The 25,175-nt window shown below is 63.9% G+C and carries 18 protein-coding genes and 2 pseudogenes; 10 read left to right on the top strand and 10 right to left on the bottom strand.

Annotated features, from left to right (window positions below; all coding sequences use genetic code 11):
* Positions 1–94 precede the first annotated feature (94 nt).
* The 4 genes and pseudogenes from EV283_RS17140 to EV283_RS19505 form a co-directional block, all read right to left on the bottom strand.
* Positions 95–417, bottom strand: a pseudogene (locus tag EV283_RS17140) (dihydroxy-acid dehydratase); the annotation flags it as partial.
* A 292-nt stretch (positions 418–709) separates the two neighbouring features.
* Positions 710–3,880, bottom strand: coding sequence for a glycoside hydrolase family 2 TIM barrel-domain containing protein (locus EV283_RS17135; protein WP_130327709.1), 3,171 nt, complete (start codon positions 3,878–3,880; stop codon positions 710–712).
* Positions 3,881–4,062: 182 nt separating this feature from the next.
* On the bottom strand, positions 4,063–6,270 hold the full coding sequence (locus EV283_RS17130; protein WP_165391828.1) for a TonB-dependent receptor: 2,208 nt from the start codon (positions 6,268–6,270) through the stop codon (positions 4,063–4,065).
* 100 nt (positions 6,271–6,370) lie between these two features.
* Positions 6,371–6,841, bottom strand: a pseudogene (locus EV283_RS19505) (TonB-dependent receptor plug domain-containing protein); the annotation flags it as partial.
* 237 nt (positions 6,842–7,078) lie between these two features.
* Between EV283_RS19505 and EV283_RS17120 the strand changes: the two are divergent.
* On the top strand, positions 7,079–8,683 hold the full coding sequence (locus EV283_RS17120) for a tryptophan halogenase family protein (RefSeq protein ID WP_130327475.1): 1,605 nt from the start codon (positions 7,079–7,081) through the stop codon (positions 8,681–8,683).
* Positions 8,684–8,697: 14 nt separating this feature from the next.
* A complete protein-coding gene (locus EV283_RS17115; protein WP_165391827.1) occupies positions 8,698–9,414 on the top strand; it encodes a SapC family protein in 717 nt (238 codons plus the stop codon).
* An 83-nt stretch (positions 9,415–9,497) separates the two neighbouring features.
* Here the strand turns inward: EV283_RS17115 and EV283_RS17110 are convergent, their stop codons facing one another.
* The 3 genes from EV283_RS17110 to EV283_RS17100 all read right to left on the bottom strand — a co-directional run bounded on the left by EV283_RS17110 (position 9,498) and on the right by EV283_RS17100 (position 12,156).
* Positions 9,498–11,069 carry an alkaline phosphatase D family protein gene (locus EV283_RS17110; RefSeq protein WP_242616045.1) on the bottom strand — a complete coding sequence of 524 codons (1,572 nt, stop codon included), beginning with the start codon at positions 11,067–11,069 and terminating at the stop codon, positions 9,498–9,500.
* 10 nt (positions 11,070–11,079) lie between these two features.
* On the bottom strand, positions 11,080–11,868 hold the full coding sequence (locus EV283_RS17105; RefSeq protein WP_130327471.1) for a phosphatase PAP2 family protein: 789 nt from the start codon (positions 11,866–11,868) through the stop codon (positions 11,080–11,082).
* An 84-nt stretch (positions 11,869–11,952) separates the two neighbouring features.
* On the bottom strand, positions 11,953–12,156 hold the full coding sequence (locus EV283_RS17100; RefSeq protein ID WP_130327469.1) for a DUF1826 domain-containing protein: 204 nt from the start codon (positions 12,154–12,156) through the stop codon (positions 11,953–11,955).
* Between the two features lie 86 nt (positions 12,157–12,242).
* Here EV283_RS17100 and EV283_RS17095 point away from each other — a divergent pair, with 86 nt between their 5' ends.
* The 3 genes from EV283_RS17095 to rlmJ all read left to right on the top strand — a co-directional run bounded on the left by EV283_RS17095 (position 12,243) and on the right by rlmJ (position 15,084).
* On the top strand, positions 12,243–12,635 hold the full coding sequence (locus EV283_RS17095) for a MerC domain-containing protein (protein WP_165391826.1): 393 nt from the start codon (positions 12,243–12,245) through the stop codon (positions 12,633–12,635).
* Between the two features lie 207 nt (positions 12,636–12,842).
* The gene (locus EV283_RS17090; protein ID WP_130327465.1) at positions 12,843–13,922 is read left to right on the top strand and encodes a sodium:calcium antiporter; all 1,080 of its coding nucleotides are present in this window, start codon (positions 12,843–12,845) and stop codon (positions 13,920–13,922) included.
* Between the two features lie 331 nt (positions 13,923–14,253).
* The gene (rlmJ, locus tag EV283_RS17085) at positions 14,254–15,084 is read left to right on the top strand and encodes a 23S rRNA (adenine(2030)-N(6))-methyltransferase RlmJ (RefSeq protein ID WP_130327463.1); all 831 of its coding nucleotides are present in this window, start codon (positions 14,254–14,256) and stop codon (positions 15,082–15,084) included.
* Between the two features lie 167 nt (positions 15,085–15,251).
* Here the strand turns inward: rlmJ and EV283_RS17080 are convergent, their stop codons facing one another.
* Positions 15,252–16,874: a tyrosinase family protein gene (locus EV283_RS17080; protein ID WP_130327461.1), complete on the bottom strand. Its 1,623-nt coding sequence runs from the start codon at positions 16,872–16,874 to the stop codon at positions 15,252–15,254.
* Between the two features lie 634 nt (positions 16,875–17,508).
* On the opposite strand from EV283_RS17080, the gene EV283_RS17075 reads away from it, so the two are divergent.
* Positions 17,509–19,143, top strand: coding sequence for a hypothetical protein (locus tag EV283_RS17075; RefSeq protein WP_130327459.1), 1,635 nt, complete (start codon positions 17,509–17,511; stop codon positions 19,141–19,143).
* 153 nt (positions 19,144–19,296) lie between these two features.
* Here the strand turns inward: EV283_RS17075 and EV283_RS17070 are convergent, their stop codons facing one another.
* Both EV283_RS17070 and EV283_RS17065 read right to left on the bottom strand, forming a co-directional pair.
* Positions 19,297–19,944, bottom strand: coding sequence for a DsbA family oxidoreductase (locus EV283_RS17070; protein ID WP_130327457.1), 648 nt, complete (start codon positions 19,942–19,944; stop codon positions 19,297–19,299).
* Positions 19,945–20,050: 106 nt separating this feature from the next.
* Positions 20,051–21,223: a zinc-dependent alcohol dehydrogenase gene (locus EV283_RS17065; RefSeq protein ID WP_056412523.1), complete on the bottom strand. Its 1,173-nt coding sequence runs from the start codon at positions 21,221–21,223 to the stop codon at positions 20,051–20,053.
* 536 nt (positions 21,224–21,759) lie between these two features.
* On the opposite strand from EV283_RS17065, the gene EV283_RS17060 reads away from it, so the two are divergent.
* From EV283_RS17060 to EV283_RS17045, 4 genes are all read left to right on the top strand, one after another.
* Positions 21,760–22,425 (top strand): HAD family hydrolase, encoded by a 666-nt coding sequence (locus EV283_RS17060; protein ID WP_130327455.1) that lies wholly within the window; start codon positions 21,760–21,762, stop codon positions 22,423–22,425.
* 5 nt (positions 22,426–22,430) lie between these two features.
* Positions 22,431–23,444: an SDR family oxidoreductase gene (locus EV283_RS17055; RefSeq protein ID WP_130327453.1), complete on the top strand. Its 1,014-nt coding sequence runs from the start codon at positions 22,431–22,433 to the stop codon at positions 23,442–23,444.
* Positions 23,445–23,671: 227 nt separating this feature from the next.
* On the top strand, positions 23,672–24,457 hold the full coding sequence (locus EV283_RS17050) for an oxygenase MpaB family protein (RefSeq protein WP_242616044.1): 786 nt from the start codon (positions 23,672–23,674) through the stop codon (positions 24,455–24,457).
* A 253-nt stretch (positions 24,458–24,710) separates the two neighbouring features.
* Positions 24,711–25,172, top strand: coding sequence for a GAF domain-containing protein (locus EV283_RS17045; RefSeq protein WP_130327449.1), 462 nt, complete (start codon positions 24,711–24,713; stop codon positions 25,170–25,172).
* The last annotated feature ends 3 nt before the right edge of the window (positions 25,173–25,175 follow it).

Below are 25,175 nucleotides of genomic sequence, written 5' to 3'. Positions count from 1 at the left end.
CTAAACGCTAGTGGCTGTCCCGTGGCAGGCCTTGGGCGAGGCGTTGAGGATAGACGGACTGGCGCCCGTCGCCGCCGCACGGGAGCGAATGGATGCCGGCGCGGATCAGCGCCACCTTCCATACGATCGTGCCCGATCCGGTCCGCCGGCCGTTATAGTTGCCGTCGAGCATGGGGCTCACGGACAGCGCGATCACCGGAATGTTGACCGTTGCCGCAGCCATCAGGCACGCCGGCAACGTCTTGTCGCAGCCAATCGTCAACGCGACGCCGTCGATCGGGCAACCGCGAAGCACCTTGACCAAACTCCGATATGCCAGGCGGTCGAGCCCGGCGGTCGGACGCTTGCCAGTTACTTGGATCGGATGGATCGGGAAATCGATCGGAATGCCGCCGGCGTCCCGAAGAGCGCGGTCATTCCGGGGTTGGTCGGATCGTCGAACCATGCACGTGACCGCAATCCGCCACGGGCCTGGCCGCTGCCATCGTTGCCGGCCGAACGGTTGCCGATCGTCTCCGTCACGACATTCTCTCCGGTAAACCACAGTGCTCGGTAATAGTGGTCCAATCCAGCATCGCAAATTATATGTAAGATAATTCATCTCGAGATCATTGGTCAACGGCGCCTCGTCCGCGCAAACGCTCCAGCGATCAGCGCAAGTCGAGTGGAGTCCTGCGCCGCACGGCAGCCAGGACTCCACTCTACACTATCATTCGCCGGTCGTTGCAGTCGCTGGCCGCGCCGATTTGGAATCCGTTCCCTCGCCCGCGAACGGCGTCAAACGGAACGTCACCGCGATCGGCGCGAGCGGGATACGGTAGCCGGGCAGGGGTTTGCCCACCTCGCTCCACTGCGTATCCCCGCCGACGCCCCACTGCGCCGCGTCGACCAACAGGGTGACCTGGCCATGCGGCACCACGTCGCTCGACTTCCAGCTGCCGGGCGTCTTGCGATCGAGATCGGCATAAGGGAAAGCCAGCGCATTCATCATCAGCGGCCGTTCGCCCTGGATGCGGACGCCGCCGGCTGCACCCGACAGTTCCATCCAGCGAACGTCGACCTTGTTACCGGTCTCCTGCGGGCGGATGTAATCATGGTTCTGCTCGGCAATCGCGCCCCGCCACAGGCCAATCGGCGCCGAAGTCTTGCGATCGACATAGCTTTCATGCGGCCCGCGGCCATACCATTCGACCGTCTTCATCTCGGTTGGCATCGCGAACGCCAAGCCGACGCGGAAGGGACCGGGCAGGTCCTGCTTGATCGGCGTAAAGCGCCCCGCGATGCCGACGGATCCGTCCGCGGCCATCGTGTAGCGCGTCTCGAACGACGCGGTACCATCGCCGAGATCGTAGGTGACGACAATCGCGCCGCGGTCCGCAGCCACCGAGCGGACCTTGCGGGCGTCGCTCATCGTCTTCCACATCGCCAACTGCTTGTCGGTGCCGATACCAAGATCGTTGTCAGTCACCGCGCGCCAGAAATGCGGCTGGCCACCGGTCGCCAGAACGCGACCGTCCTTGCGATAGTCGGTGATCAAGCCGGTCTTGCGATCGATATGTAGCGCCGCGCCGCTCGCGGCCAGCGTCAGCCCACCACCTTCCTGGCGCACCGCGACCCCGTTCGCCTCGACGGCCGCCACCGAGGACGACGCAGGCGACAGCGCAAACTGCTCGAACCCGATGACGGTACCACCCGGTACCAAGGGCACGGCAGCGTCCTTGGCGCGGACGGAGACGGTGACGAAATATTCGGCATCGGGTCGCCGCTGTACCGACGTTAGCGGCAGCGTGATCGTCTCCGCGGTACGCGCTGCCGTGGTCAGGCCCGGCAATTTGCCGGATCCGACCGTGATGCCGTTCTCCTGAACCGTCCAATCAAGATCAAAGCCTGACAGGTCACGGAAATCATGCCGGTTGCGCACCGTGACCTTGCCGGTCGCGGCGTCGAAACCGTCGAACTGTACCGGCGAATATACCTTGCGCAGTTCGTAGAAGGCGGGGTTCGGCGTGCGATCCGACTGGAGCAGGCCGTCGCCGAATTCGATGTCGCCGCCCGGATTGGGGCCGTATTCGCCGCCATCCCCCCAATAGCGGCGGCCGTCCTTGGTGTAGCGATACATCGACTGGTCGACCCAGTCCCAGACGAACCCGCCCTGCAGCTTGTTCGGATGCGCGTAGATCGTGTCCCAATATTCCTTCAGGTCGCCGCCCGAATTGCCCATCATGTGCCCATATTCGCACTGGATCATCGGCTGCTTGAAGTTCCAGTTGGTCGCATAGTCCTCGAGCTTGACGATCGGGTCGTACATCGGCGCATAGATATCGGCGTAGTAATTGGGGCGATGATCGCCGACGCCTTCATAGGTGCCCCAGCCGAGATAGCTGATCAGCCGGTTGGGATCGCGCGCTTTTGCCGCGGCGGCGGCGGCCTCGAAATTGGGGCCGATGCCCGCCTCGTTGCCGAGCGACCAGAAGATGATCGAAGGGTGATTCTTGTCGCGCTCGACCATGTTGACGACGCGGCTGACATGCGCGTCCTTCCATGCCGGATCGAACCCGACCTGGAACTTGGCGCGGGATTCGGGGTGCCGGTTGCCCTGCTCCATATAGGCGTGGCTCTCGATATCCGCCTCGTCCATCACGTAGAGCCCGTACCGATCCGCAAGCTCATAGATATAGGGATCGTTCGGATAGTGCGACGTGCGGAGCGCGTTGATGTTGGCGCCTTTCATCAGCTGGACGTCGCGCTCCATCGACTCGTGGCTGACGACGTGGAAGGTCTCAGGATCATGCTCGTGGCGGTTGACGCCGCGGATCGTGATCGGCTTGCCGTTGACGCTGACCAGCCCGTTCTTGATCGCAACGGTGCGAAAGCCGATCGCCTGCGCGGTCGACTGGACCAGCCGGCCCTTGGCGTCGGTCAGTTCAACGACCAATTTGTAGAGATTGGGCGTTTCCGCGGTCCACGGCTTCACGCCGGATACCCGACCGGCAAGCGTCACCATACGCTCGTCCTTGCCCGCGGGGACGGCGACGCGGCCCTCCAGCACCTGGCGGTCACCGTCCATCAGCACGTAGCGCGCGGTGCTCGCCAGACCCGGCGTCACCGCGAGATCGAGGCCGAGCACCCCGTCGCGATAATCGTCGGACAGCCCCGCGTGCACGAACGTGTCGCGCACCCGCGTCGGCGGCGCGGCCATCAGGAAGACCTCGCGCTCGATCCCCGACACGCGCCAGACATCCTGATCCTCGAGATAGCTGCCGTCGGACCAGCGGTGGATCTGGATCGCGATCGTGTTGTGGCCCGGCTTTACGTACCGCGTGACGTCGAATTCGCTCGGGAGCTTCGAATCCTCGGAATAGCCGACATTCTGGCCGTTGACCCACACCTGATACGCGGAGCCCGCCGCGCCGATGTGGAGAATGACGTCTTGGCCTTGCCAGCCCGGCGCGATCACGACGTCGCGGCGGTACGATCCGACCGGGTTGGTCGCGTGCGGGATCAGCGGGCGATTGGCGGGGAAGGGATAGACGATGTTGTTGTAGCGCGCCTGGTCATAGCCTTCGGTTTGCCAGTCGGCGGGGACCTTGATCGTCTTCCACGCCGACACGTCATAGTCTGGCCGCTCGAAGCCGGTCGGGACTGCGTCCGAACTCGGCGAGAATTGGAACTGCCAGGCACCGTTGAGCGACTGGAACCGCGCCGACTTCGCACGGTCTCCGGCGATCGCTGCCGTGCGCGTCTCGAACGGGAAACCCGTCGCGCGGGCCGGCATCTTGCCGCGGGCGAACACGGCCGGGTTCTCCCAGTCGGGCCGTGTCGGATCGATCTGGACGGGTTGAACCCTTGGCGGCTGTGCCCCGGGTATCTCCGCAGGCATCGGGGCGGGGGTCTGCGCGCAGGCGCCGCCGACCGAGGCGAGGGTACCGAGCGTGGCGATCGCGACGCCACATAAGAAACCGAATTTTTTCATGCCGAGACCTGGTCCTTGTCAGCCGCTTTCGATGCCGGGTTCATACGGCGCGGGCGGGATCGTCACCGGATCCCGCCCGCCCGCTGGTATCAGAACGAGAAGCGTACGCCTGCGTCGTAGCGCGGTCCGAAATTCTGGTACGTCAGCACCTGGTTATTGAACCGTCCGGTGGTGATGTACTTGGCGTTGAACAGGTTCGTGCCCTCCAGGAAGACCTGCGCGAACGGGGTCACGTTGACGGCGGCGCTGCCGTCGAACTGGCCATAGTCGCGCACGAAGACGGGCTCGTTGCCGGGACCGCCCGCCAAGGTCTGCAGGAAGCGTTCGCGGCGGTTATAAGCCATCCGCGCCGAGATGCCGTATTTCTCGTAGAACACGGTCGCGTTCTGCGAGTTGCCGATCCCTTCCGCGGCGAAGGACGTACCAACCTGTGTGACGTCGAACTCGCGGTTGGTCTTCACGAAGGTCGCGTTGGCCTGCACACCGAAGCCGCTCAGCACGCCAGGCAGCCAGTCGAACGTGTGCACCAGGTTAAGTTCCAGTCCCTTGACCTTGAGCGACTGCGCGTTGCGTGGCCGGCGGACGCTGAATTTCGCCGTGTTCTGACCGACGATCAGCCCGCCGACCGGAATGTTGCCAGCATTGGCGATCGGGAACAGTTCCTCGCCGAAGCTCTGGACGATGAAGTCGTCGATCGTCTTGTGGAAGACCGCCGCCGACAGCGTCGTCGTGCTGGTCGGATACCATTCGAGCGATGCGTCATAGTTTGTCGCGCGATAGGGTTTCAGGTTCGGATTGCCGCCGCTCGCGGTCAACGTGGCGGGACGCAGCGTGTCGTAGCTGAGGCTCGGCGCCAGATCGCCGATAGCCGGGCGAGTCAGCGTCTTGTACGCCGCCAGACGCAGCTGGAACTTCGGCGTGAAGCTCAGCTTCGCGTTCAGATTGGGCAGGAAGTTATTGTAGGTTGACCGGCTATTGACGGACACGCCGACGCGGTTGTTCGCATATACGCCGTTATAGATCGTCGGATCGCCCGGCACCGGGAGGAGATCGGTCAGCAGGAGTTGCTGGCCGCCCGATACCAGTTCGGTATATTCATAGCGTGCACCGACATTCACGAACCACGGCATGCCCGCAACGTCGCCGTCGAGGTCCATGTCGGCGTAGCTCGCATACACGATTTCCCTGACTCGGTTGGACGGCTGGCGAGTTGCCGCATAGCCATTGCTGGCGGCGTACAGCGCGGCAGTCGTGCCCACCGGCTGGTTGCGCGCACGATCGAGCGCCGCTGCGGCCGATGCGCTGGTCAGGAACGCAAAGTAGCGATTGGCATCGAACTTCAGGAACTGCGTAGGCGCGGAGCCACTGCTGGCACCGAGCGAATTTGGCGAATAGGGGCTCAGCAACGCGGGGTCGGCAGAGGTGGCATAGCCGCAATAGACGCAACCGACGTTCGGATCGGAGGTGATTGGCACGTTGCTCTTGTCGCGCGACGTGCGGTTCAGGCCGAAGCGGATGGTGTCGATGATCCCCCAACCGGGCTTCCAGTCGGTATTCCAGCGATATTCGGTCACCTTCTCGGTGACGTCGTTGCCGCTGATCCCGGCGATGTGCGTCTTGCCGCGCGACGGGTCGGTCAGTGCGCCGGCGTCATAGCCGAAGGTCGAAGGAATATCGTCGTCGCCCGCGGCGGTGAACGAATAGCTGGTGGGCGTGCCGATCACCGCGAAATAGGTCTTGCCGCCGCCTGCGTTCTTCGCACGCGACCATGTGGCGTCGAACACCATATGGACCTGGTCGTTGGGGCGCCATTCGGCGTTGAAGCCGCCTTTGTAGGTCTTGGTTTCGCGGACCGCGCCGGACGCGATGAAATCGGCGTTGCCGTTGGTCGTCAGCGACGTGATCGAGCGATTGCCGTCGATCGTCGCGGCGGTGTAGCTTGACGGTTCGAACCAGCTGCCGAGCGCGTTGGTCCTGCTATCGCTCTTGAAGCGATTGAACAGGCCGTCGACCGTGAAGGTCAGCTCGTCAGTGGGGGCGTATTGCGCCACCAGCGTCGCGCCAAGACGGGTGCGGTCGTCGGTCGTGGTGCCGACATTCTGGTTGCGCGGCGCGTAGACGTTGGTGAACAGCGGCGTGGCGGTCGGTCCGACCGTCGTGTTCGGAATGTAACCGTCGGTGGTGATCGACGTCACCGCGGCCTTGCGGCGCTGGTACGAGACCGAGCCGAGCAGGCCGAGCTTCCCGTCGGCGAATGTGTCGCTCAGCAGGCCGAACAGCTGCGGCGTAAACTTCACTATTCTTCTCGTAATTCGCCTTCCCCGTGAACACCCCCTTGAAGCCCTTTAGCGCGAGTGGCTTGGGGGTCTGGAGGTTGATCGTCGCGCCGATGCCGCCGCTCTGGAGCGGTGCCTGCGAGCTCTTGTAGACCTGCGCGCCGCTGATCAATTCGGCGGGAAGAAGATCGAACGAGAATGACCGGTTGTAATTGTCGGACGCGAAGCTGCGGCCGTTGAACAGGACGGTGTTGAAGTTGGGGCCGAGGCCGCGGACCGTGACCGACTGGCCTTCGCCATTGCTGCGGTCGATCGCGACGCCAGGAATACGCTGGAGCGACTCGGCAACGTTGGCGTCGGGGAACTTACCCAGATCCTCCGACGAGATCGCGTCGAGGATGCCGGCTGCATCACGCTTTTGCGCAGCGGACGACTCGATGCTGCGGCGGATCCCGGTCACCACGATGTCGTTGACCGTCGCGTCGGCGTCGCTCTGACTCGGCAGTACAGCGGCCTGATTGGGTGGCGGAAAATCTGCTGCAGGCTGGCTGTCGCTTGCCTGCCTGCTGGTCGTGGGAACCGCTTGCGCCATCGCCGGAACGGCGGCGACCATCGCGCCGAGCGCGCTTGCGAGTCCGAACGCAGAATAAAGGTACTTAGATTTCGATGGCCCCTGTTTGATCATCATCGCTCTCCCTTTGTATACAGTTCTCGACCCGCCTCGTTTGGGCGAATTACATCGATTTCTACCGGATTATCGTATAAATGAAAGCCAGAAAAAACGGCGGCCTTACGGGGTCGAAAAGCCGGGAAGACAACAGGAGACGTGATGTCGCACGCTGACGTTAACGAAGAAGCGATACGGACCGTCATCGTAGTCGGAGGCGGATCGGCGGGGTGGCTGACCGCCTGTCGTCTCGCGGCGCGATCTGTCAGCAGCGGCAGCAAGGTCAAAGTCCTGCTCGTCGAATCGGCGACGGTACCGAGTGTCGGAGTCGGCGAAGGGACCTGGCCGACGATGCGTAACACACTGCGAAAGATCGGGATCGACGAGACCGATTTTATCAGATCATGCGACGCCGCGCTGAAGCAGGGTGCGCAGTTCGTGGGCTGGACCGACGGGAGCGCCGGTGACGCCTATTATCACCCGCTAAACCCACCGGCGGGGGCAGGGGACATCGATCTCTCCCCCTATTGGCTCCACGCATCGGCGACCGAGACGGGGATGGGCACGGATGCGCCGGCGCAGGTTGGCGCCAGTCGGGCCAGTTTTGCCGACTGGGTCGATTACCAGTCGGCGCTGTGCGACGCGGGACTGGCACCCAAGACGATCACGGCGCCGGAATATGGCGGACAGGCCAATTACGCCTATCATCTGGACGCCGGCAAATTCGCGACCTTGCTGTGCAACCACGCGACCACATCGCTGGGTGTCGAGCATGTCGTTGGCGATGTCGTTCGCGCGAACCTGAAGGGCAATGGCGATATCCGGAACGTCGAACTCGCCGACGGACGTATTTTAGCGGGCGACCTGTTCGTCGACTGCTCCGGATTTGCCGCGCTGCTGATCGGGGGAGTCTATGATGTCCCGTTCCGCAGCTGTCGCGACATCCTGTTCGCCGACCGCGCGCTGGCGATGCAGGTACCCTATCAGGGCGAGGACGACCCGATCGCCTGCCATACCATCTCGACCGCACAGGACGCCGGGTGGATATGGAATATCGGTCTTTGGACACGCCGCGGCGTCGGTCACGTCTACAGCAGCGCCCATACCAGCGACGACGAGGCCGAAGCGGCACTGCGCCGGTACGTCGGTCCCGCATCCGATGCGCTGCCGGTCCGTCGAATCAGCTTCGAAGCAGGACATCGTGAGCGGTTCTGGCAGAACAACTGCGTCGCGATCGGCCTGTCCGCAGGGTTCCTGGAGCCGCTGGAAGCATCGGCATTGATGCTGATCGAAACGTCGCTCGACTCGCTCGTCGATCGGCTGCCTCAGACACGCTCGACGATGGATGCGATCGCGCGGCAGTTCAACGCGACGTTCAGCCACCATTGGCAGCGGATCATCGAGTTTCTGAAGCTCCATTATGCGATTACGCATCGCCGCGACACCGCCTTCTGGCGCGATAATGCTGCTCCGACGTCGATGCCTGAAGGGCTGCGGGAGCGGCTAGCGCTTTGGAAACACCACGCTCCCGCTGCGCAGGATTTTGCGCATGCGCGTGAGGTGTTTTCTTGGCCGAGCTATCAATATGTGCTTCACGGCATGCGCTTCGCGAGCAGCTATCGTGGGGAGCCCGCTACCGCCGACGGCAAATTGGTCGACTCGTTGGTAGCTCGCAATGCGCGGGTTCGTGCCGAGCTCGTCCGCAAGATGCCGCGGCATCGCGACCTCCTTCGCGCAGTCCGCGAACACGGGCTGCAACGGGTATGAGTCGCATCCGCCCCTTGAACAGGTCCGATCACGGCGCGCTCCGTTTCGACTCGACCATCGTCGGACCGGCGCAGCGCATCGTGCAGATCGGACTGTCCGAATTGGCACTCGCCGTGGCGGACATGCCGCTCTGCCTCGCCAAGGACGCTAATACGGGGCGTTTCAACCTCGTCGCGCTCGTCGGCTTGGTCGAGCCGATCAACCTGTTCGTCCACGATCGCCGCTTCCATGCGACCTATTGCCCGCGCGCATTGCAACTGACGGGATTCCGGCTGGACCCGAACGGGGTCGCCGGACTGGCGGTGGTCGAGGATGATCCGGCAATCGGGATGTCGGGCGAACCGCTGTTCGAGGGCGGGGCGCCGTCGCCGGTCTTGACGGATATTGCTGCAGCCCTGGATCATCTGGTCGCCGACATCGGCGCAGCGCGCACGGTGATCGACGGCTATGCGGCCCAGCGTCTGATCCGCCCGCTCGATCTCGTGCTCCAGAGCGACGACGGCCAGGAGCATGTCCTCGATGGCCTCTACACGATCGGTACCGAACTTCTGATGCAGGTACCCGACGACGAAATCATACGCATGCACCGTTCGGGGGCGCTCGCGTCCGCGACGATACTCGCCGCTTCGCTCGTACAGGTCGAGCGCCTGTGCCAGCTCCATAACGCAGGTGGTCGGCAGCGGCTGAGGATCACGCGACTGTCGCACGACGACGGTGTTGGCGCGTTCTGAACCGCGCCAACACCGGCAACCGGGACTCACGTGCAGCTTTTGCCGGCACGAAGTGAGGTATCGGATTTCACGCGGAGGCGCGGTCAGGTCACCGTCACGGCGGCACGGCCATGCTCGACGATCGCCGTACCGGACGTCTTGACCATGCCATCGGGGCGGGTGACGGTATCGACGGTGCGGAAGTCCGTCTTCCACTGGTCCGCATCCACATCACACAGCAAGTAACCGCGCCGGTCGTTGGTCCAGGCGAGGAACGGATTGCGCGCGCGGATGCGGTCTTCGCCGACCCGCCGGTCCGCGCCATCGCCGCCCGAGGTGATCGACGTGCCGACGAATTCGACCGCGACGGCATCCCCCTGGCCGCCTTGCGTGCGCAGGACGCCCGCATAATTCTGATGCTCGTCGCCGGTCAGCACGACCATGTTGCCGAGGCCTTGGACCATCTTGAGCACGCGCTCGCGCGGCGCGTCGTAGCCGCCCCAGCTGTCCATGTTGCGGATCGGCGCAGGTTCGTCACCCGTCCGCCGGTCGAGCGGCATCATCATCACCTGTTGCGCCAGTGCGTTCCAGCGCGCCGTCTTCTGCTTCAGCGCCGTGGAGAGCCATGCCTCCTGGGTTCGTCCCATTACTTGTGCGGCAGGATCCGCCCAGCCTGCACAACGCGTCTTGAAGCCGTCGTCGCAGGGCTGGTCGGTCCGGAACTGCCGGGTGTCTAGCAAATGCAGGTCGAGCAAATTGCCGATCGTCGCCCGCCGATAGATCTGCATGCCCGCTGGTCCCGGAAATGCCGAGCGGCGCAGCGGCATGTGCTCGTAATAGGCCTGGAACGCCGCCGCCCGGCGTAGCGCGAACACCTCGGGCGGATCCTTCTCCTGGTCGATCTCACCGACCCAGTTGTTCTCAATCTCGTGATCGTCGAAGGTCACGAACCATGCTGCCGCGGCGTGTGCGGCCTGAAGATCCGGGTCGGTCTTGTACTGGGCGTAGCGGCGGCGATAATCGGCGAGGTCGAACAGCTTCTGCCCGGCATGCTCGCGGACGAAGCGGCGCGGCTTGCCGTCATAGCCGACGGGCATCGGCGCGCTCCCGCCTTCGTAGATATAGTCGCCATAATGAAAGACGAAGGCGGGATCGTCCGCCGCGAGGTGGCGATAGGCGGTGTAGAGCCCGTCCTCGTAATTCTGGCAGCCCGCGACCGCAAAGCGCAGGCGGTCGAGCGATGCGCCTGCGACGGGCAGCGTGCGCGCACATCCCGTGGTCGAACGCTCGTTGCCGACCGTGAAACAGTACCAATAGGGGCGATCGGGCAACAGGCCGGCGACTTCGACATGGACCGAGTGCGCGAGTTCGGGACGCGCGAGCGTCTTGCCACCGGCTACCGGCGTCGCAAAGCGCGGATCGGTCGCGACCTGCCATTCGACCTCGACCGGCTGCATCGGCATGCCGCCATGCTCTGCCAGCGGGGCGGGGGCGAGCCGGGTCCAGATGACGAACCCGTCCGCGGCCGGATCGCCCGCCGCGATGCCGAGGCGAAACGGGTAGGCGGCGAAGAGTTGCTGCGCGCGCAGAATCGCGGGTGCGCCGATCATGGCGGCGGTGGCACCGATCATGGTGCGGCGATTGAGGAGCAGGGACGAGATGGTCGTGTCGGTCATGAGTGTCTCGTCAATAGAGGGGCTGGGCGACGAGTGCCGCTTCGCGTGTGCACTGTGCGGTGTCGGTCTTCGCAGCGCCACCGGTCTGTCGGAGCGCGGCGATCTCCCGCCTGGCCGCGGCGAGATCGGCGGCGAAGGCGGGGTCGGCCTGCATCGCGGTCAGTGTCGACGACGCCGACAGACGCCCCGCTTCGACCGCGCTCGCATTGTGGACGCCGCACACGATCCGGCTTTCGCCATACGCCCGGCCGCGCGCGAGCAACGCGGTCGCGCGATCGGGCGCGATCTGCGCGAGCAACGTCGCCATCGTCCAGCCCGCGGTGGTATGGCCCGACGGATAATCATAGCTGTCCGCGACCTCCGCCGCGGGCTGGCAGATCGGCCCCCGGTCGATCAGGAACGGTCGCTGCCGCTTGTAGAAGGTCTTGGCAATCCCGGTCTGGCCCGCGGTGTCGACTATCGCACGGCGCAGCAGTGCGGCGGTCCGCGGGGCGTTTTCGGGCGTCATCGCGATCCCTATGGCGCAGCTGAAGTCGCGGAAGAGGTCGGTCGGGGCCAGCTTCACGTCGTTGGTCGCCATCGCCCAGCGCGGACTCCCCTGCAAAGCGCGCGTCGCCGTGAAGATCGCGCGGTCGGCGACCCCGCGAGGATCGGTTGGCTTCGGCGCAGGCGGCAGGACGGCCAGCACGTCGAACGCACCCGGCTTGAGATACCCCGCCGGGCCGAGCGCCCGCTGCGCGCCGCCAGCGGCGCCAAGGCTCGCCAGCGTGACGGCGATGAGAAGCGGCACGCGGGTCATGGGGTCTGGATCCTGATGGCTTGGATCATGGGAGGAGCGAGACGGCGCTCGCCGATCGCGTGACGACGATGCGCCGTGAATATGTCAGCCACGTTGCATCGCCTGCTCCCACAGCGCGGCGGTCTCCGCCGGGGGTGGACTATCGATCACCAGCAGCAACCGCGCCTCGCCGGTACCCGCGGTCGGCGGCGAGCGGTGGACGATCGCCTGCTCGCCGGCAAGGATGCGCCCCTTGAACAGGCCGACCGCGCCAGGCGCGAGCGATCGCAGTGTCTCATCTCGGAGCATCGACCAACCTCACATGCAGTGATACGATGTATCATTACGCTGATAGCATCGGTTACAGCAAGATGAGAACGACAGGGACGTGCAGAATGGATTGGCTCGATCGAGCAGCCATGGCGGGCTCGGCAGTCTGCATGGTCCACTGCCTGGCGTTGCCGCTTCTCCTGGCGGCTGTCCCGGCGGTCGCCGCGATCATCGTCATACCCGAAAGCTTTCACCGCTGGGTGCTGCCGTTGGCGGTGCCGCTCGCGGCGATCGCGCTCCTCGGCGGACGTGCCCGCCACGCGGCCTTGTGGCCGCTTTGTGTTGGCGGCGCTGGACTGGGTTTGCTGATGACAGGTGCCTTCGCCCTGTCGGAAGGCGGCGTCGAACGTGCGGTCACGGTAACTGGCGGCATATTGGTGGCGCTTGCCCACGCGGCCAATCTGCGGTTGCGGCACGACTGCGCCGGCGCAAATTCTGTGACCAGAATAAGCAGATGAAGGCGGATTGGCGGCCCCAGTTCTCGGATACCGACAGTGACGTGGTTCAAGTTCAACGTGCCGCGTCATGAGCTTTGATGCTGCGGCCCAGTCAAGCCCGATCCTTCGACGTCCCTTGGATCGTTTCATGAGTTGTCATGGAACGCCCGGGCTGCTGGTGCGCTCAGATCAGCCCTCTGTCGCGCCTCGACAAATTGAAAGTCCCGCATGTTCGACGAACTCGACCTGCCGATTTTACTCGCGATCTTTGCCACCTGCGCGGGCGTAATATGGATCGCGGGCGTGAAACTTGCCGACACGACCGACACCCTGTCTTCGCGACTTCACCTTGGCAAGGCGCTCGGCGGCATCATCGTCCTCGCGGTGGCCACCAACCTGCCCGAGGTCGCGATTACCGTCAGCGCGGCGCTGGCAGGCAATCTGGCTGTGGCGGTCGGCAACATCCTGGGCGGCATAGCCATCCAGACGGTCGTGCTCGTGGCCATGGACATCGCCATGAAGGAGACGGTGCCGCTGACCTATCGCGCCGCCAGCCTCTCGCTAGTTGTGGAGGCGGTGCTGGTAGTGGCGGTGTTGATCGTTTCGATCATGGCGACACAGTTGCCCAGCACGCTCATTGCTGCTCGCCTCACCCCAGGGGCGGTGTTGATCGCCGTCCTATGGGTCGTTGGCGTGTGGCTGTCGAGCAAGGCCAGCAAGGGGCTGCCATGGCAAGAGACGAGTGGTACCGCGCCCGACGGGCAGGAGGAGCCCAGGGGTCACTCGCAAGCAAAGAAGGATGATGCGTCCGGGCAGCAAGGCGAAAGCACGGTTCGTATTGCGATGGTGTTCGGCGCGGCCGCACTCGCGACCCTTGCAGCCGGGGTCCTGCTCGAGCGGAGCGGCGATGCTATAGCTGGGCACATCGGGCTGAGCGGGGTTCTGTTCGGCGCGACGGTACTCGCAGCCGCCACGTCACTGCCAGAGCTCTCGACCGGCATCACCTCGGTACGCATGAAGGACTATCAGCTCGCGGTCAGCGACATCTTCGGCGGAAACGCCTTTCTTCCGGTCCTATTCCTCCTCGCCGTCATCATCTCCGGCAAGGCGGTGTTACCTGATGCGCAGGCAAGCGACATCTATCTTGCAAGTCTTGGCGTGCTGCTGACCTGCGTCTACGCGGCAGGCCTGATTTTTCGGCCTAAGCGGCAGGTCTGGCGTATGGGAATAGACTCCCTCATCGTGCTTATCCTCTATGTTCTGGGGGTGGGGGGGCTCTGTGCAATCTCCAGCAGTCACGGCGGCTGATCCATTTGACCCACGCCGTGATCTTTGCTGAAGTTCGAAAGCGGAAATCGGGCGTAACTCGCTGGTTTCCCGTCACTGCTGCTGCCAAGTGGGCGGCAGGTGTTGATCAATCCCAGCTATTCCAAATTTCGCGCGGGCAATTCCGTCATAGCCCCGACCATTGCGTTTCCGCCTCTGGTGGTAATCGCTGACAAGGCCCCGCGCAAAAGTGCGTTGAAGGTTTCCCCCCGACTTTATACCAGCACCGGACTGGTTACTTTGATCGCCTCGCGCACGGCAGCCGCGCCCAGGATCACGTATAGAGGCAATTCGTCAGGATTTTTGAACCGCAATGAATTATCGCCATTCCTTCCATGCTGGCAATAGCGCCGATGTGGTGAAGCACAGCCTGCTGATCGCCCTTGTGCGGGCCTTGCAGCAAAAACAGGGGGCGCTGACCCTAATAGACACCCATGCCGGCTGCGGGCTGTACGACCTTGGCGGCGACGACGCTCAACGCACTGGGGAGTCGACACACGGCGCTTTACGGGCCTTTGTCGATTTGAACCCCCTGCTGAACGACTACCGCGCCGCCGTGCAAGCCGTGAATCTTGGGGCCGAGCCGCGCTTATATCCCGGTTCACCGCAGTTTATGGCGCAGCTTCTGCGCCCGCAGGATTTCCTCATCCTCAACGAAAAGCACCCTGAGGATGCCTATACCCTACGCGGCGTGATGCGTGGCACAGCTGCTGCCGTGCATGAGCGCGACGCCTACGAGTTTTGGCTGGCGATGCTGCCGCCCCGAACCGCGCGCGGCGTGGTGGTGGTCGACCCACCGTACGAGCAGCTCGATGACCGCACACGTATCACCGCGACGCTCGCCGCTGCACACCGCAAATGGGCGCATGGCGTGACGATGATCTGGTATCCGCTGAAAGATCGTGGCGTGCATTGGCGATGGAAGGAGCAGCTACGCAAGCTCGGCATCCCGAAACTGCTGGTGGTGGAGCATTGGTTGTACGACGACGACCAGCCCGGCATCTATAACGGCGCAGGTCTTTTTTTCGTCAATCCGCCCTACGCCTTCACACAGGCGCTGCCGCCTCTACTGGAAGCCCTGCGCTCTGTGCTGGCGCCGGAGGGGAATAGGGGCCAGATCACAACCGATTGGCTGAGCGATTAGACTAAACCCGGATCGCTCCGATGTCTCAAAGGTGGAATCCCCGAGCCGCAGGGCCCAAACATAGCATCGCGGATAGCCGCTCTCTGTCAGAGCTTACTGATAACCATCACTGCTTTTGCCCGCAGTCATCGGGGAGCGAGTGCGGGCGGAGGGAGAACCTTCCCCGGTCAACGGATCTCCATGCGAAACGGCATGTCGACCGCGCTGGCCGTATTGCTCGCAATCTCTCTGACCCCAGTACCCACTTGCCCGGCTGACGTCAGGGCCGGCGGCGCGTCGCCCAGCGCACCGTGTCGGGTATGCAGCACGACCTTGACGTCGCCGCTCGCGAGCAGGTCGGCTGCGACGCGGAAATTGCTGCTCGCGCGCAGCTTGGTCTGGCAGTTCACGCATCCGCCTACGGTCCAGCGACTGAGAATTGCCTCCGCCCCAACCAAGCGGCGCGCACCGTCGATCTCCGCATAGGCCGCGACCACGAACGAGCCCGCGATCTTCGACCGGTCGATCCCCGTGATGTGGATCTGCCGGCTAGGCTCCTCGGCGAGCAGAGTCGCCTCGGCGATCGGCGTCGGGGTGGCATATTCGTCGAGCGATCCCGGACCATAGTCGTAGCCCAGCTGTCCGACGATATCGACGCAGTCGGTGCTGAGGTACGGCGTGCCGTCGTCGCGCAGGAACGGCGCGAGCGGTGTCTTCATCGTCAGCATGTCGCCGGGATTGGCGCCGGCGGGCGGCTGGTTGTTGGCGTAGGACGCACCGGGATCATTCTCGTCGATCGTCAGCACGTGTTTCGCGTCGTGACGCTTCTGCCACGTCCAGAACGCGTAATCGATAAAGCAATGATGGAAATAGAAGATCGGATCGAGCGCCGCGGTGTCGTTCTCGCCCATGTCGCCATTGGCGCCCGCGATCGGTGACGCGTTGTAGGTAGGGATGTCGAACCCGCCAACCGCGAGATGGATGAAATTGTGCGGTGACTCCAGCGCGACCACGGGCATGTCCCTGTTGGCTGCGTTCCACGCATCCATCGACGTCTTGTTCGAGAACAGCGTGTAGGTCGGCGCCTCCATGCATGCGGCGAACTGGCTGACGACAAGGCCACGGTATTTTTGGCCGGAATAGACCGGCATGGTCAGCCAGGCCATGATGTTGGCATCCAGCGTCTTCACGTTCGCGGCGAAATTGGGGAAGCCGGCATTATGGTCCTGCGTCGCGGCACGGTCGGCCGCGGTGCCGACAAGGCCTGACAGGGGGTAGCGGACCGTCTCATAGCCCGCGGGCTTGCTATAGTTGGGGCTGTTGGGATCGGTGCCGTCATCGGCCGCGACCTGGTCGACGATGGCGATCGGCAGCACGAACGACCGAAGCGGATTGTCGATCTGTACCCCGTCGAGCTCGAAATAGCGATCGGTCAGCGCCCGCGGAATGCCGTTTTCCTGCGAGTCGGTGGCGCATTCGTCCCAGAAGGGCAATGTCACGCCCGCGCAACCGTCAATGCTCTGCAGCGCCTTTTCGAGTCTGTAGAGATAGACGCGGTGCCAGGTGGGAAACAGTACGGTGCCGTGCTGGCAATATCCGCCCCACCATGCATTGGCGTAGGCGCCCGGACCACGAAACGGCTCGCCGTGGAATCCGCCGAGCATGAAGAAGGAATTGGGGTCGGTGGGCGATAGATCCTTCAAGCCTTTCCACGCGCGCATCAGCGTTTCGAGTTCAATCTTGTCGCCGCGATCATAATCGGCTTGGATGTCGCTGATCGAACGACGAATCTTGGTGGCAGCTGAAGGCATGGGGCATCCTTTCACCGGCTAGAGTAATCGCCGATTCCAGAACTTGTCCATGAGCAACAGGTCCAAAACGGCCGGGCTTTAGTTTGACCATAGTCGATACGGTATCGATAATTATTGCAACGAGCGTTTTCAGTAAGGCCATATCTTGCTGAGCGTCGTCCCGTGTCACCGCATAACTGCGCGGTGGAGAGTGTGGAGGGCAATATCCGTGGTCGACTGGCTATGCACGTGGGAGAGGGATCTCGACCAGTCGGCGGTGCTTGACGATGGCGCGGCGTCTGAACGGTGATGCGGGGGGTGGCGACCGGAAGGCTCTGGCGGTCGGATCGACCCATGCTGCGATACGGGCTGATCGGGCTGCGTTTCCTGCCGGCCGCGGCCGCGCTGATCGGCATGCCTGCGGAGGCTGCGGTGCCCTGGCTGGCTACGCTGGCTGGCCAGAGTTGGCAGCAGATTTGCAGCGGCGATGGTGCCCATTGGATGCTTCTGCCCGATCCCGCTCGCCCCGCGGACACACCGCGCGACGACCGCAGCTATGGCGGGTGCGCACATGCCGTGTGTTCCCGGGAGCGGCGGGCGAGCGGCACGGGAGGTGGGTTGGCGTGACGAAAGAGTCTTGATCAGGAGAGCGGCGATGCGTTCGTTTTTTAGGCACGGCATGGGGCGCGGCAGGATAGCGATTCCGATCGCTGTGGCCTTGCTGGGGGGCGGTGCGATCTACGCGGCGGCACCGCCGCGCGCCGCCACGCCCGCTTATCTCACCGACTTCCCGGCGTTCGCACCGATGGTCACGCCGCAGATGCCCGGCGACGTCGATATCGCGCTCAAGACCCGGCTGGAAAAAGCGGGACAATTCGCGCAGGTGCAGCGCGAATTCGACCTGTATTCGTGGCAGATGTTCTTTGCGCTTAACTGGCCGACCGATGCGCAGGGGAAACCGGCGCCGCGCATCACCGACACCGCGTTCGGTGCGCCGCATTGGACCTTGTGGCACAACTCCAGCGACATCTTCAAAGACGATGGGTCCCGCCCGGCCGCGTGCGGCGCGCAGGGCGCCCGCCTGATGGCGGCGTCGCGCGACCTGTCCCGCGCAGTCAGCAAGGGGCTAAAGCCGTTTTCCGCCGCCGCGCTCGCGGGCACGGACCCGCGCACCACGCGGGCATTGGGTGTTATATCCGCGGTCGGTGAACTTAACGCGGCGCGGCTCAGCGAAATACAGCAGGCCTTCACCGCCCCGCTGATCGACCAGAATGGCGAATTCGTCTTCTACGAGATGATGATCGATCCGAACGAAACCGCCTATCTGTGCGACAAGGGGCTCTACAACATCAACGGCCAGGTTGCCTTCAGCCAGGCGGGCGGGAAGGTCGTGATGCCGTCGGGCACGCCGGCGCAGGACTGGAGCGGGGCGTTCGAACTGAAGTTCGCCTGGCGTATCCTGAAGCCGGGCAAGGACGATTTCAGCCGATTTTATGCGACGCCTGCGGTGGTGATGGATCAGGGGCCGGGAGGCGAGCAGGTCGAGCGCAAGGTGACCGTCGGTCTGGTCGGGATGCATATCGGGCACAAGAGCAGCACGTCGCCGCAATGGATCTGGTCGACGTTCGAACAGGCCGACAATCTCGACGTCGATTCGATCGCGCACCCCAATCTCGCGCCGTCGTTTACCGACCCGAATTGCGCGATATGTGCGGTGAACCAGCAGCCCGTGGCCGACCACAATAATGTCTATCGACGCGTCCCGACTCAGGCGTGGCGGGCGATCCCGATTCCCGATGACAAGCAGGATCTCAACGCGCAGGTCTCGACTGCGATGCGGCGCGCCGGCAGCATCTGGCAATATTACCGGCTGATCGACACGCAATGGCCGACCAGCCCGTCCACGCCGCCGTCACCCTGGAATGGCGGGCTGCCGGGCGCGATCGCCAACAAGTCCGGAGGGAATCCGACGCCGACGTTCCTGACTAACATCACAATGGAAACCTATTTTCAGTCGGGCAACCAGTCGGAATGCAATGGCGAAGAACTGCCACCGGGAGTCGCCTGTCCGCAGCCGTGGACCAGCGTGCTCAATCGAGGGACGAAACAGACCCGGCCATCGGGAAACCTGACCGCGTTCATGACCGAAAGCTGCACCGGTTGCCATTCGTCGGCGGGTATCTACACGCGCTACGATCCGAAATCCGGCGCCTATGCACAGTCTAGGCAGTTGACCGCCGATTTCTCCTGGCTGTTGTCCCAGAAGGCTGCCTATCAGCGGGCACGGTAGCGTGCGGCACCGATGTGCGGCGCCACGTTGGGCTTTTCGGCGAGCGTTGCATAGACGCTTGAATGCCGAGCGGGACGCGGGTCGGTACCTGCGTCTGTAGTGTATCAGGTGGCTAGCGCAGCCACCGGATTGGGCCGGATCCAATGAACGGGATCAGGCCTCGGCGGCGATGTTGCGTAGCGCGCTTTCGAAGGCTTCGGACGGTTGGCCGCCCGAAATCAGATAGCGATCGTTGATGACGACGGCCGGTACCGCGCTGATCCCGCGCGACTGCCAGAGCCGTTCGGCAGTCCGAACTTCGTCCGCGAACTCGTCGGACGCCAGGATCGCGGCGGCGCGCGCGGGGGCGAGCCCGACAGCCGCAGCGGTGGCGACCAGCACAGCATGGTCGGACACAGCCTGCTGATTGGTAAAATACGCCACGAACAACGCATTCTTTAGCGCTGCCTGCTTCCCCTCCAGGTGCGCCCAATGCAGCAGCCGGTGTGCGTCGAACGTGTTGTAGATGCGGCTCATGTCCGACATCTGCATCGTGAAGGCCAGATCGGCAGCGCGCTCGCGGATCATCGCGCGGTTGGCAGCCGACTGTTCGGGCGTGGAGCCATATTTGTCGGCGATGTGTTCGACGATGTTCTGGCCATCCTTGCCCATATTCGGGTTCAGCTCGAACGGCTGGAAGGTGATGTCCCCCTCGATCAGATCGCCAGTGCGTGCCAGTGCCGCCTCCAGGCCGCGCAGACCGATTACGCACCATGGGCAGGAGATATCTGAGACGAAGTCGATCTTTAGTTTCTTGGACACGCGACACCGTAAGCGGCTGAAGGGAAGCACGGGATATAAGGGTGCGATACGCCAAATTCACCAGCCCTGGTCCGCTCGACACGAGCGGACCGGGGCGGGCAGGGGATTACGGTCGCAGCACGACCTTGATGACCCCGTCCTGCTTGTCGCGGAACTTCTGGTACATCTCGGGCGCATCCTCGAGGCTTGCGGGGTGCGTCACGACGAAGCTCGGATCGATATCGCCCGCCTCGATCCGCGCGAGCAGCGGCTTGGTATAGGCCTGGACGTGCGTCTGGCCGGTCTTGATCGTCAGGCCCTTGTTCATCATCGCGCCGATCGGGATCTTGTCGCCCATCCCGACATAGACGCCGGGGATCGACACCGTGCCGCCCATCCGGCAGCTCATAATCGCCTCGCGCAGCACGTGCACGCGGTCGGTCGCGAGGAACGTCGCCGCCTTCACCTTGTCGATCACCGCATCCACCGCGCCGTGCCCGGACGCCTCGGCACCCACCGCGTCGATGCAGCTGTCGGGGCCACGGCCTTTGGTGCGGAACTGGAGCTCGTCATACACGCTGTCGACTTCGGCGAAGTTGATCGTCTCCGCACCGCCAGCCTCGGCCATTGCCAGACGCTCGGGCACTTCGTCGATTGCGATCACGCGGCCCGCGCCGAGCATCAGCGCCGAGCGGATCGCGAACTGGCCGACCGGGCCGCAGCCCCAGATCGCCACGGTGTCGCCCTCTTCGATGTTCGCATTCTCCGCGGCCATATAGCCGGTCGGAAAGATGTCGGACAGGAACAGCGCCTGATCGTCGGTGACGTTGTCGGGCACCTTGATCGGGCCGATATCGGCCATCGGCACGCGCAGATACTCGGCTTGGCCACCGCAATAGCCGCCCAGCATGTGGCTGAACCCGAAAAGGCCAGCGGGCGAATGGCCCATCGCCTTGATCGCGAGTTCGGCATTCGGATTGGTCCGCTCGCATGCCGAGAACAGGCCCTTGCGGCAGAAGAAGCAATCGCCGCAACTGATGGTGAACGGCACGACGACTCGGTCGCCAATCTTAAGATTGGTGACTTCCGAACCAAGCGCGACGACGACGCCCATATTCTCGTGCCCGAGGATATCGCCAGGCTTCATCGTCGGCTGGTAGCCGTCAAGCAGATGAAGGTCGGACCCGCAGATCGCGCAGGCCGAAACCTTGATGATCGCGTCGCGCGGATGCTGGATCTCGGGATCCGCGACAGTGTCGACCCGAACATCGCCTTTTCCATGCCAAACCAGTGCGCGCATCAGAAGTCTCCGTCATTCAGTTACGATGATAGGGTCCCGCGCGGCACGGCATCGCTCCAGACATGGATCCGCCCCGGCGCAAGCGCCGACCGATCGTCGTCAATACCATGCAATGCCGTCGCGGTTTTCCGGCCATTTCGCGTATGCGTTGCGGCCGTCAGGGCATATATCTCCCGAGGATCATAGCGATCAGACCCGCCTCATCGTTCCGACCGGTAACAGCTTTAATATTTCGCACTGATTTCGATTAGTCCTGAACAGCAGCGCGACCAATAGAACGATGCCGTAAAAGCTATAATTATTAGTAAGTTGCAGATCTTCATCGATCCGCGGTGATCTGGGGTATGATGAATCCGCAGTCTGGATTGTCCGCCGGATCGACGACTGATCCGCGAAGTTCGCACATGCCGGAGCCAATTCGCAACGCGGGCCGTTAAGACGCTATCGCAATCTGCCGACGCCGTTCGACCGCCACGCCTTCCGGCTCCTTGGCGTGCCAACGCGCGGACGCACGAGTTCAGATCCGGGATAGCCTCATGCAGATCAAAGCCATTCTCTTCGATATCGACGGTACGCTGGTCGATACCAACGACATGCACGTGCTCGCCTGGGGGGAAGCTTTCGCAGGCGTGGGGGCATCGTTCGATCGGCAGCGCATCCACGACCAGATCGGCAAGGGGACCGACATGCTCGTGCCGACGCTGTTACCCGATGCCGACGAGGCCCAGCAGGAGGCGCTCGGCGACGCGCATGGCGCGATCTTCAAGGCGAAGTATCTCGACGTGGCAAAACCGTTCGCGGAGGCGAACGCCCTGCTGGTTTACGCGCATGGCCTGGGCCAGCGGGTCGTACTGGCATCGTCCGCGTCGGGATCCGAACTCGATCATTATATCGACCTACTCGACGCGCGCGACCTGCTCGCGGCGACGACGAGCAGCGACGACGTCGAGAAGACCAAGCCCGCGCCCGACATCTTCGCGACCGCGCTCGAAAAGCTGCCAGGGCTAGACCCGGCTCACGTCATCGTCGTTGGCGATACACCCTATGATATCGAGGCGGCAGCAAGGTGCGGGATCGCCGCGGTCGCGGTGCGATCGGGCAAGTTCACGGACGAACAACTGCAATCCGCGGGCCCGGTCGCCATCTACGACGATGTGGCGGCGTTGCTCGCGGATTACGCGCAATCGCCGCTGGGAGCGTGATCGTCATGGCCGTCACGCTCAAACGCCTCCGCGATCAGGTCATCGTCGTCACCGGCGCGACCAGCGGCAACGGCCTCGCCACCGTCGAGGCTGCCGTGCGTCGCGGTGCGGCCGTCGTCGCGACCGCGCGTAACGAGGCGGCGCTCGAGGCTCTCCGCGATCGCCTGACCGCCGACGGCGGACGCATCGCGATCTGCGTCGCCGACGTCAGCGACATGGCCGCGGTCGAGCGTGTCGCCGCGGTGGCGGTCGAAGCGTTTGGCGGGTTCGACACATGGGTCAACAATGCCGGTATCGGGACGTACGGCACGCTCGAGCAGGTGCCGATCGCCGATCACCGCCGCGTGTTCGACGTCAATTATTTCGGCGTGCTGCACGGTTCGCTCGTCGCGGCACGCCATCTGCGCGGGCGGGGCGGGGCGATCGTCACGATCGGCTCGATCCTCAGTGACCGCGCGATCGTCGAGCAGGGACCCTATTGCGCCACCAAGCATGCGGTGCAGGCGCTGACCGATACGCTGCGGATGGAACTGGAGAAGGAGGGGGCGGGCATCTCGGTCACGCTGATCAAGCCCGGTGCGATCGATACGCCGTTCCCCGAGCATGCGCGTAATTTCATGGACCAGCCACCGCGCCTGCCACCGCCGCTCTACGCGCCGTCGGTGGTCGCCGACGCGGTCTTGTTCGCGTGCGAGACGCCGCGGCGGACGATCTATGCCGGCGGCGGGGGGCTGGTGGCCTCATTCCTCTCGCGCGCCGCACCGCGGCTGAGCGACAAGATCCTCGAACTTTTCGGCACGGCGGCGCAACAGGCGCCGGCAGATCCCGGCGATCCGACGCGGCGCGACAACCTTTATGCGCCGCGGGTCGATGCGTTGCGCAGAAGCCAGGCGGTCGGCGCCCGCCAGTCGAGCACCGCGTTGCAGGCGCAGAAACTCAACCCCGTCATACTGCTCCTCGGTGTCGTTGGCGCGGGTATTGCGGTGGCGCTCAGTCGGCCCAAGGATATCTCCCGGTGATGGTCGAATGGCCGAAACCGCGGTCTTGACGCCTCTCGCGGTGCCGCGACCCTCGACAGGTTGGGAAACTATGGCAGCGGGGGGCGCGTACCGTTTCGGCTTTCGCGCGTTGTCCCGTCGAAGCAGCTTTTGCCCGTCCAGGCTGCATCGTAATCCATGATGCTCTCGGCACAGGTACCGGCATGAACCCTCTGCGCACCGCAATCCGCCGACAGATACACGCGGTGATGCGGCCGGATCCTGCGGCGGACCCGGGCCTTGAACGGCCCGCCGGTGATACCGGATTGTTCGGGCCGGGCTCGGCGGTGTGGGCGGTGCACGGCGATTTTCCCTCAATGATGATCGGCGGCGTATCGTCTCTGCTTTTGCAGATGCTCCACCCGGCGGCGCTTGCCGGCGTATGGGACCATTCGAACTTCCGCGAGGATATGCACGGTCGGTTGCGACGGACCGCGAAGTTCATCGGCGTCACGACGCGCGGATCGACCGAGGCCGCCAACGCCGCGATCGCACGAGTCCGGGCGATCCACGAGTATGTGGCGGGATCCATGCCGGATGGCACGCCCTATGCGGCGAACGACCCGGCACTCCTGACATGGGTCCATGTGGCGGAGGCGCGCAGCTTTCTCGCCGCGTATCTGCGATATCGTTCGCCGGCGTTCCCGGGCTGGCGGCAAGACGCCTATTATGGCGAAATGGCGATGCTGGCGCGCCGGTTGGGCGCCACCGGTGTGCCGGAGACCCGCAGGGCCGTTGCGACCTATCTGGGCAGCATGCGGTCGCAACTCCGCTGCGATGCGCGGACACGCGCGGTGGCATCGGCGCTGATGAACCAGCCGGCGACCAGCGTGGCTGCGTTGCCGTTGCAGAAAGTCCTGCTGCATGCCGGTGCAGAGTTGCTACCAGCTTGGGCGCTCGCCCTGCACGGACGCAGCGTACCGGGTGCCCAGCGCCTGGCCGTCCGCGCTGGTGGCGTAGGCGCCGGGGGGCTTCTGCGGTGGGCGCTCGCCTGAATGCGCCGCCGGCGGGCGGGATCCGGCGCGGCGCATAGCGGGCGGCGCGCGCGTCCATAGCACGGCCGCAGTTGGTGAAGGTGAGGGGACGCAGCCGCAGATCTAACGGCTCGCCTGCCGAAAGCGCTGCGATTGGAACGCAGTGCGCCTCAGAACACCGTCCTGTGCGAATAGCATGGTAAACTGCTAGTCACTAACATAAGTAAGACTATAGACCCGGCGTATCTGCTACGATTTGGCTGGGGGATATTCTATGCTTGACGAGATCGCAGCCACCACCGCGCTTCATAGCGAGAATGTCGGCATACGCGGCATTCTTGAAGAGGTGGCGGCCGTCACCGGCATGGGATTCGTCGCCGTCGCCCGCGTTACCGACACGCGGTGGATCGCGTGCCAGGTCCTCGACCAGATTGAATTCGGCATGTCGCCCGGCGACGAACTTCGCGTGTCGACGACCATCTGCAACGACATCCGTGAATCCGGCAACGCGGTGGTGATCGACAATGTCTCGAGTGATCCGAAGTGGCACAGCCATCCCGCCCCCGCGCTCTACGGATTCAAGAGCTACATATCGCTGCCGATCATTTTAGACGACGGTTCGTTCTACGGGACGCTGTGCGCGATCGATCCCGAACCCCGCAAGCTTGTCGGGCCCGACACAGTGCCAACGCTAATGCGCTATGCCGATCGAGTCGCTGCAATCCTCTCGCGTTAGGCA

Origin of the sequence: Sphingomonas sp. BK036 (assembly GCF_004216825.1) — a bacterium.
Lineage (GTDB): Bacteria > Pseudomonadota > Alphaproteobacteria > Sphingomonadales > Sphingomonadaceae > Sphingomonas.
Note: the sequence above shows the minus strand (reverse complement) of the source record. Positions and strands in the feature narration are given on the sequence as shown.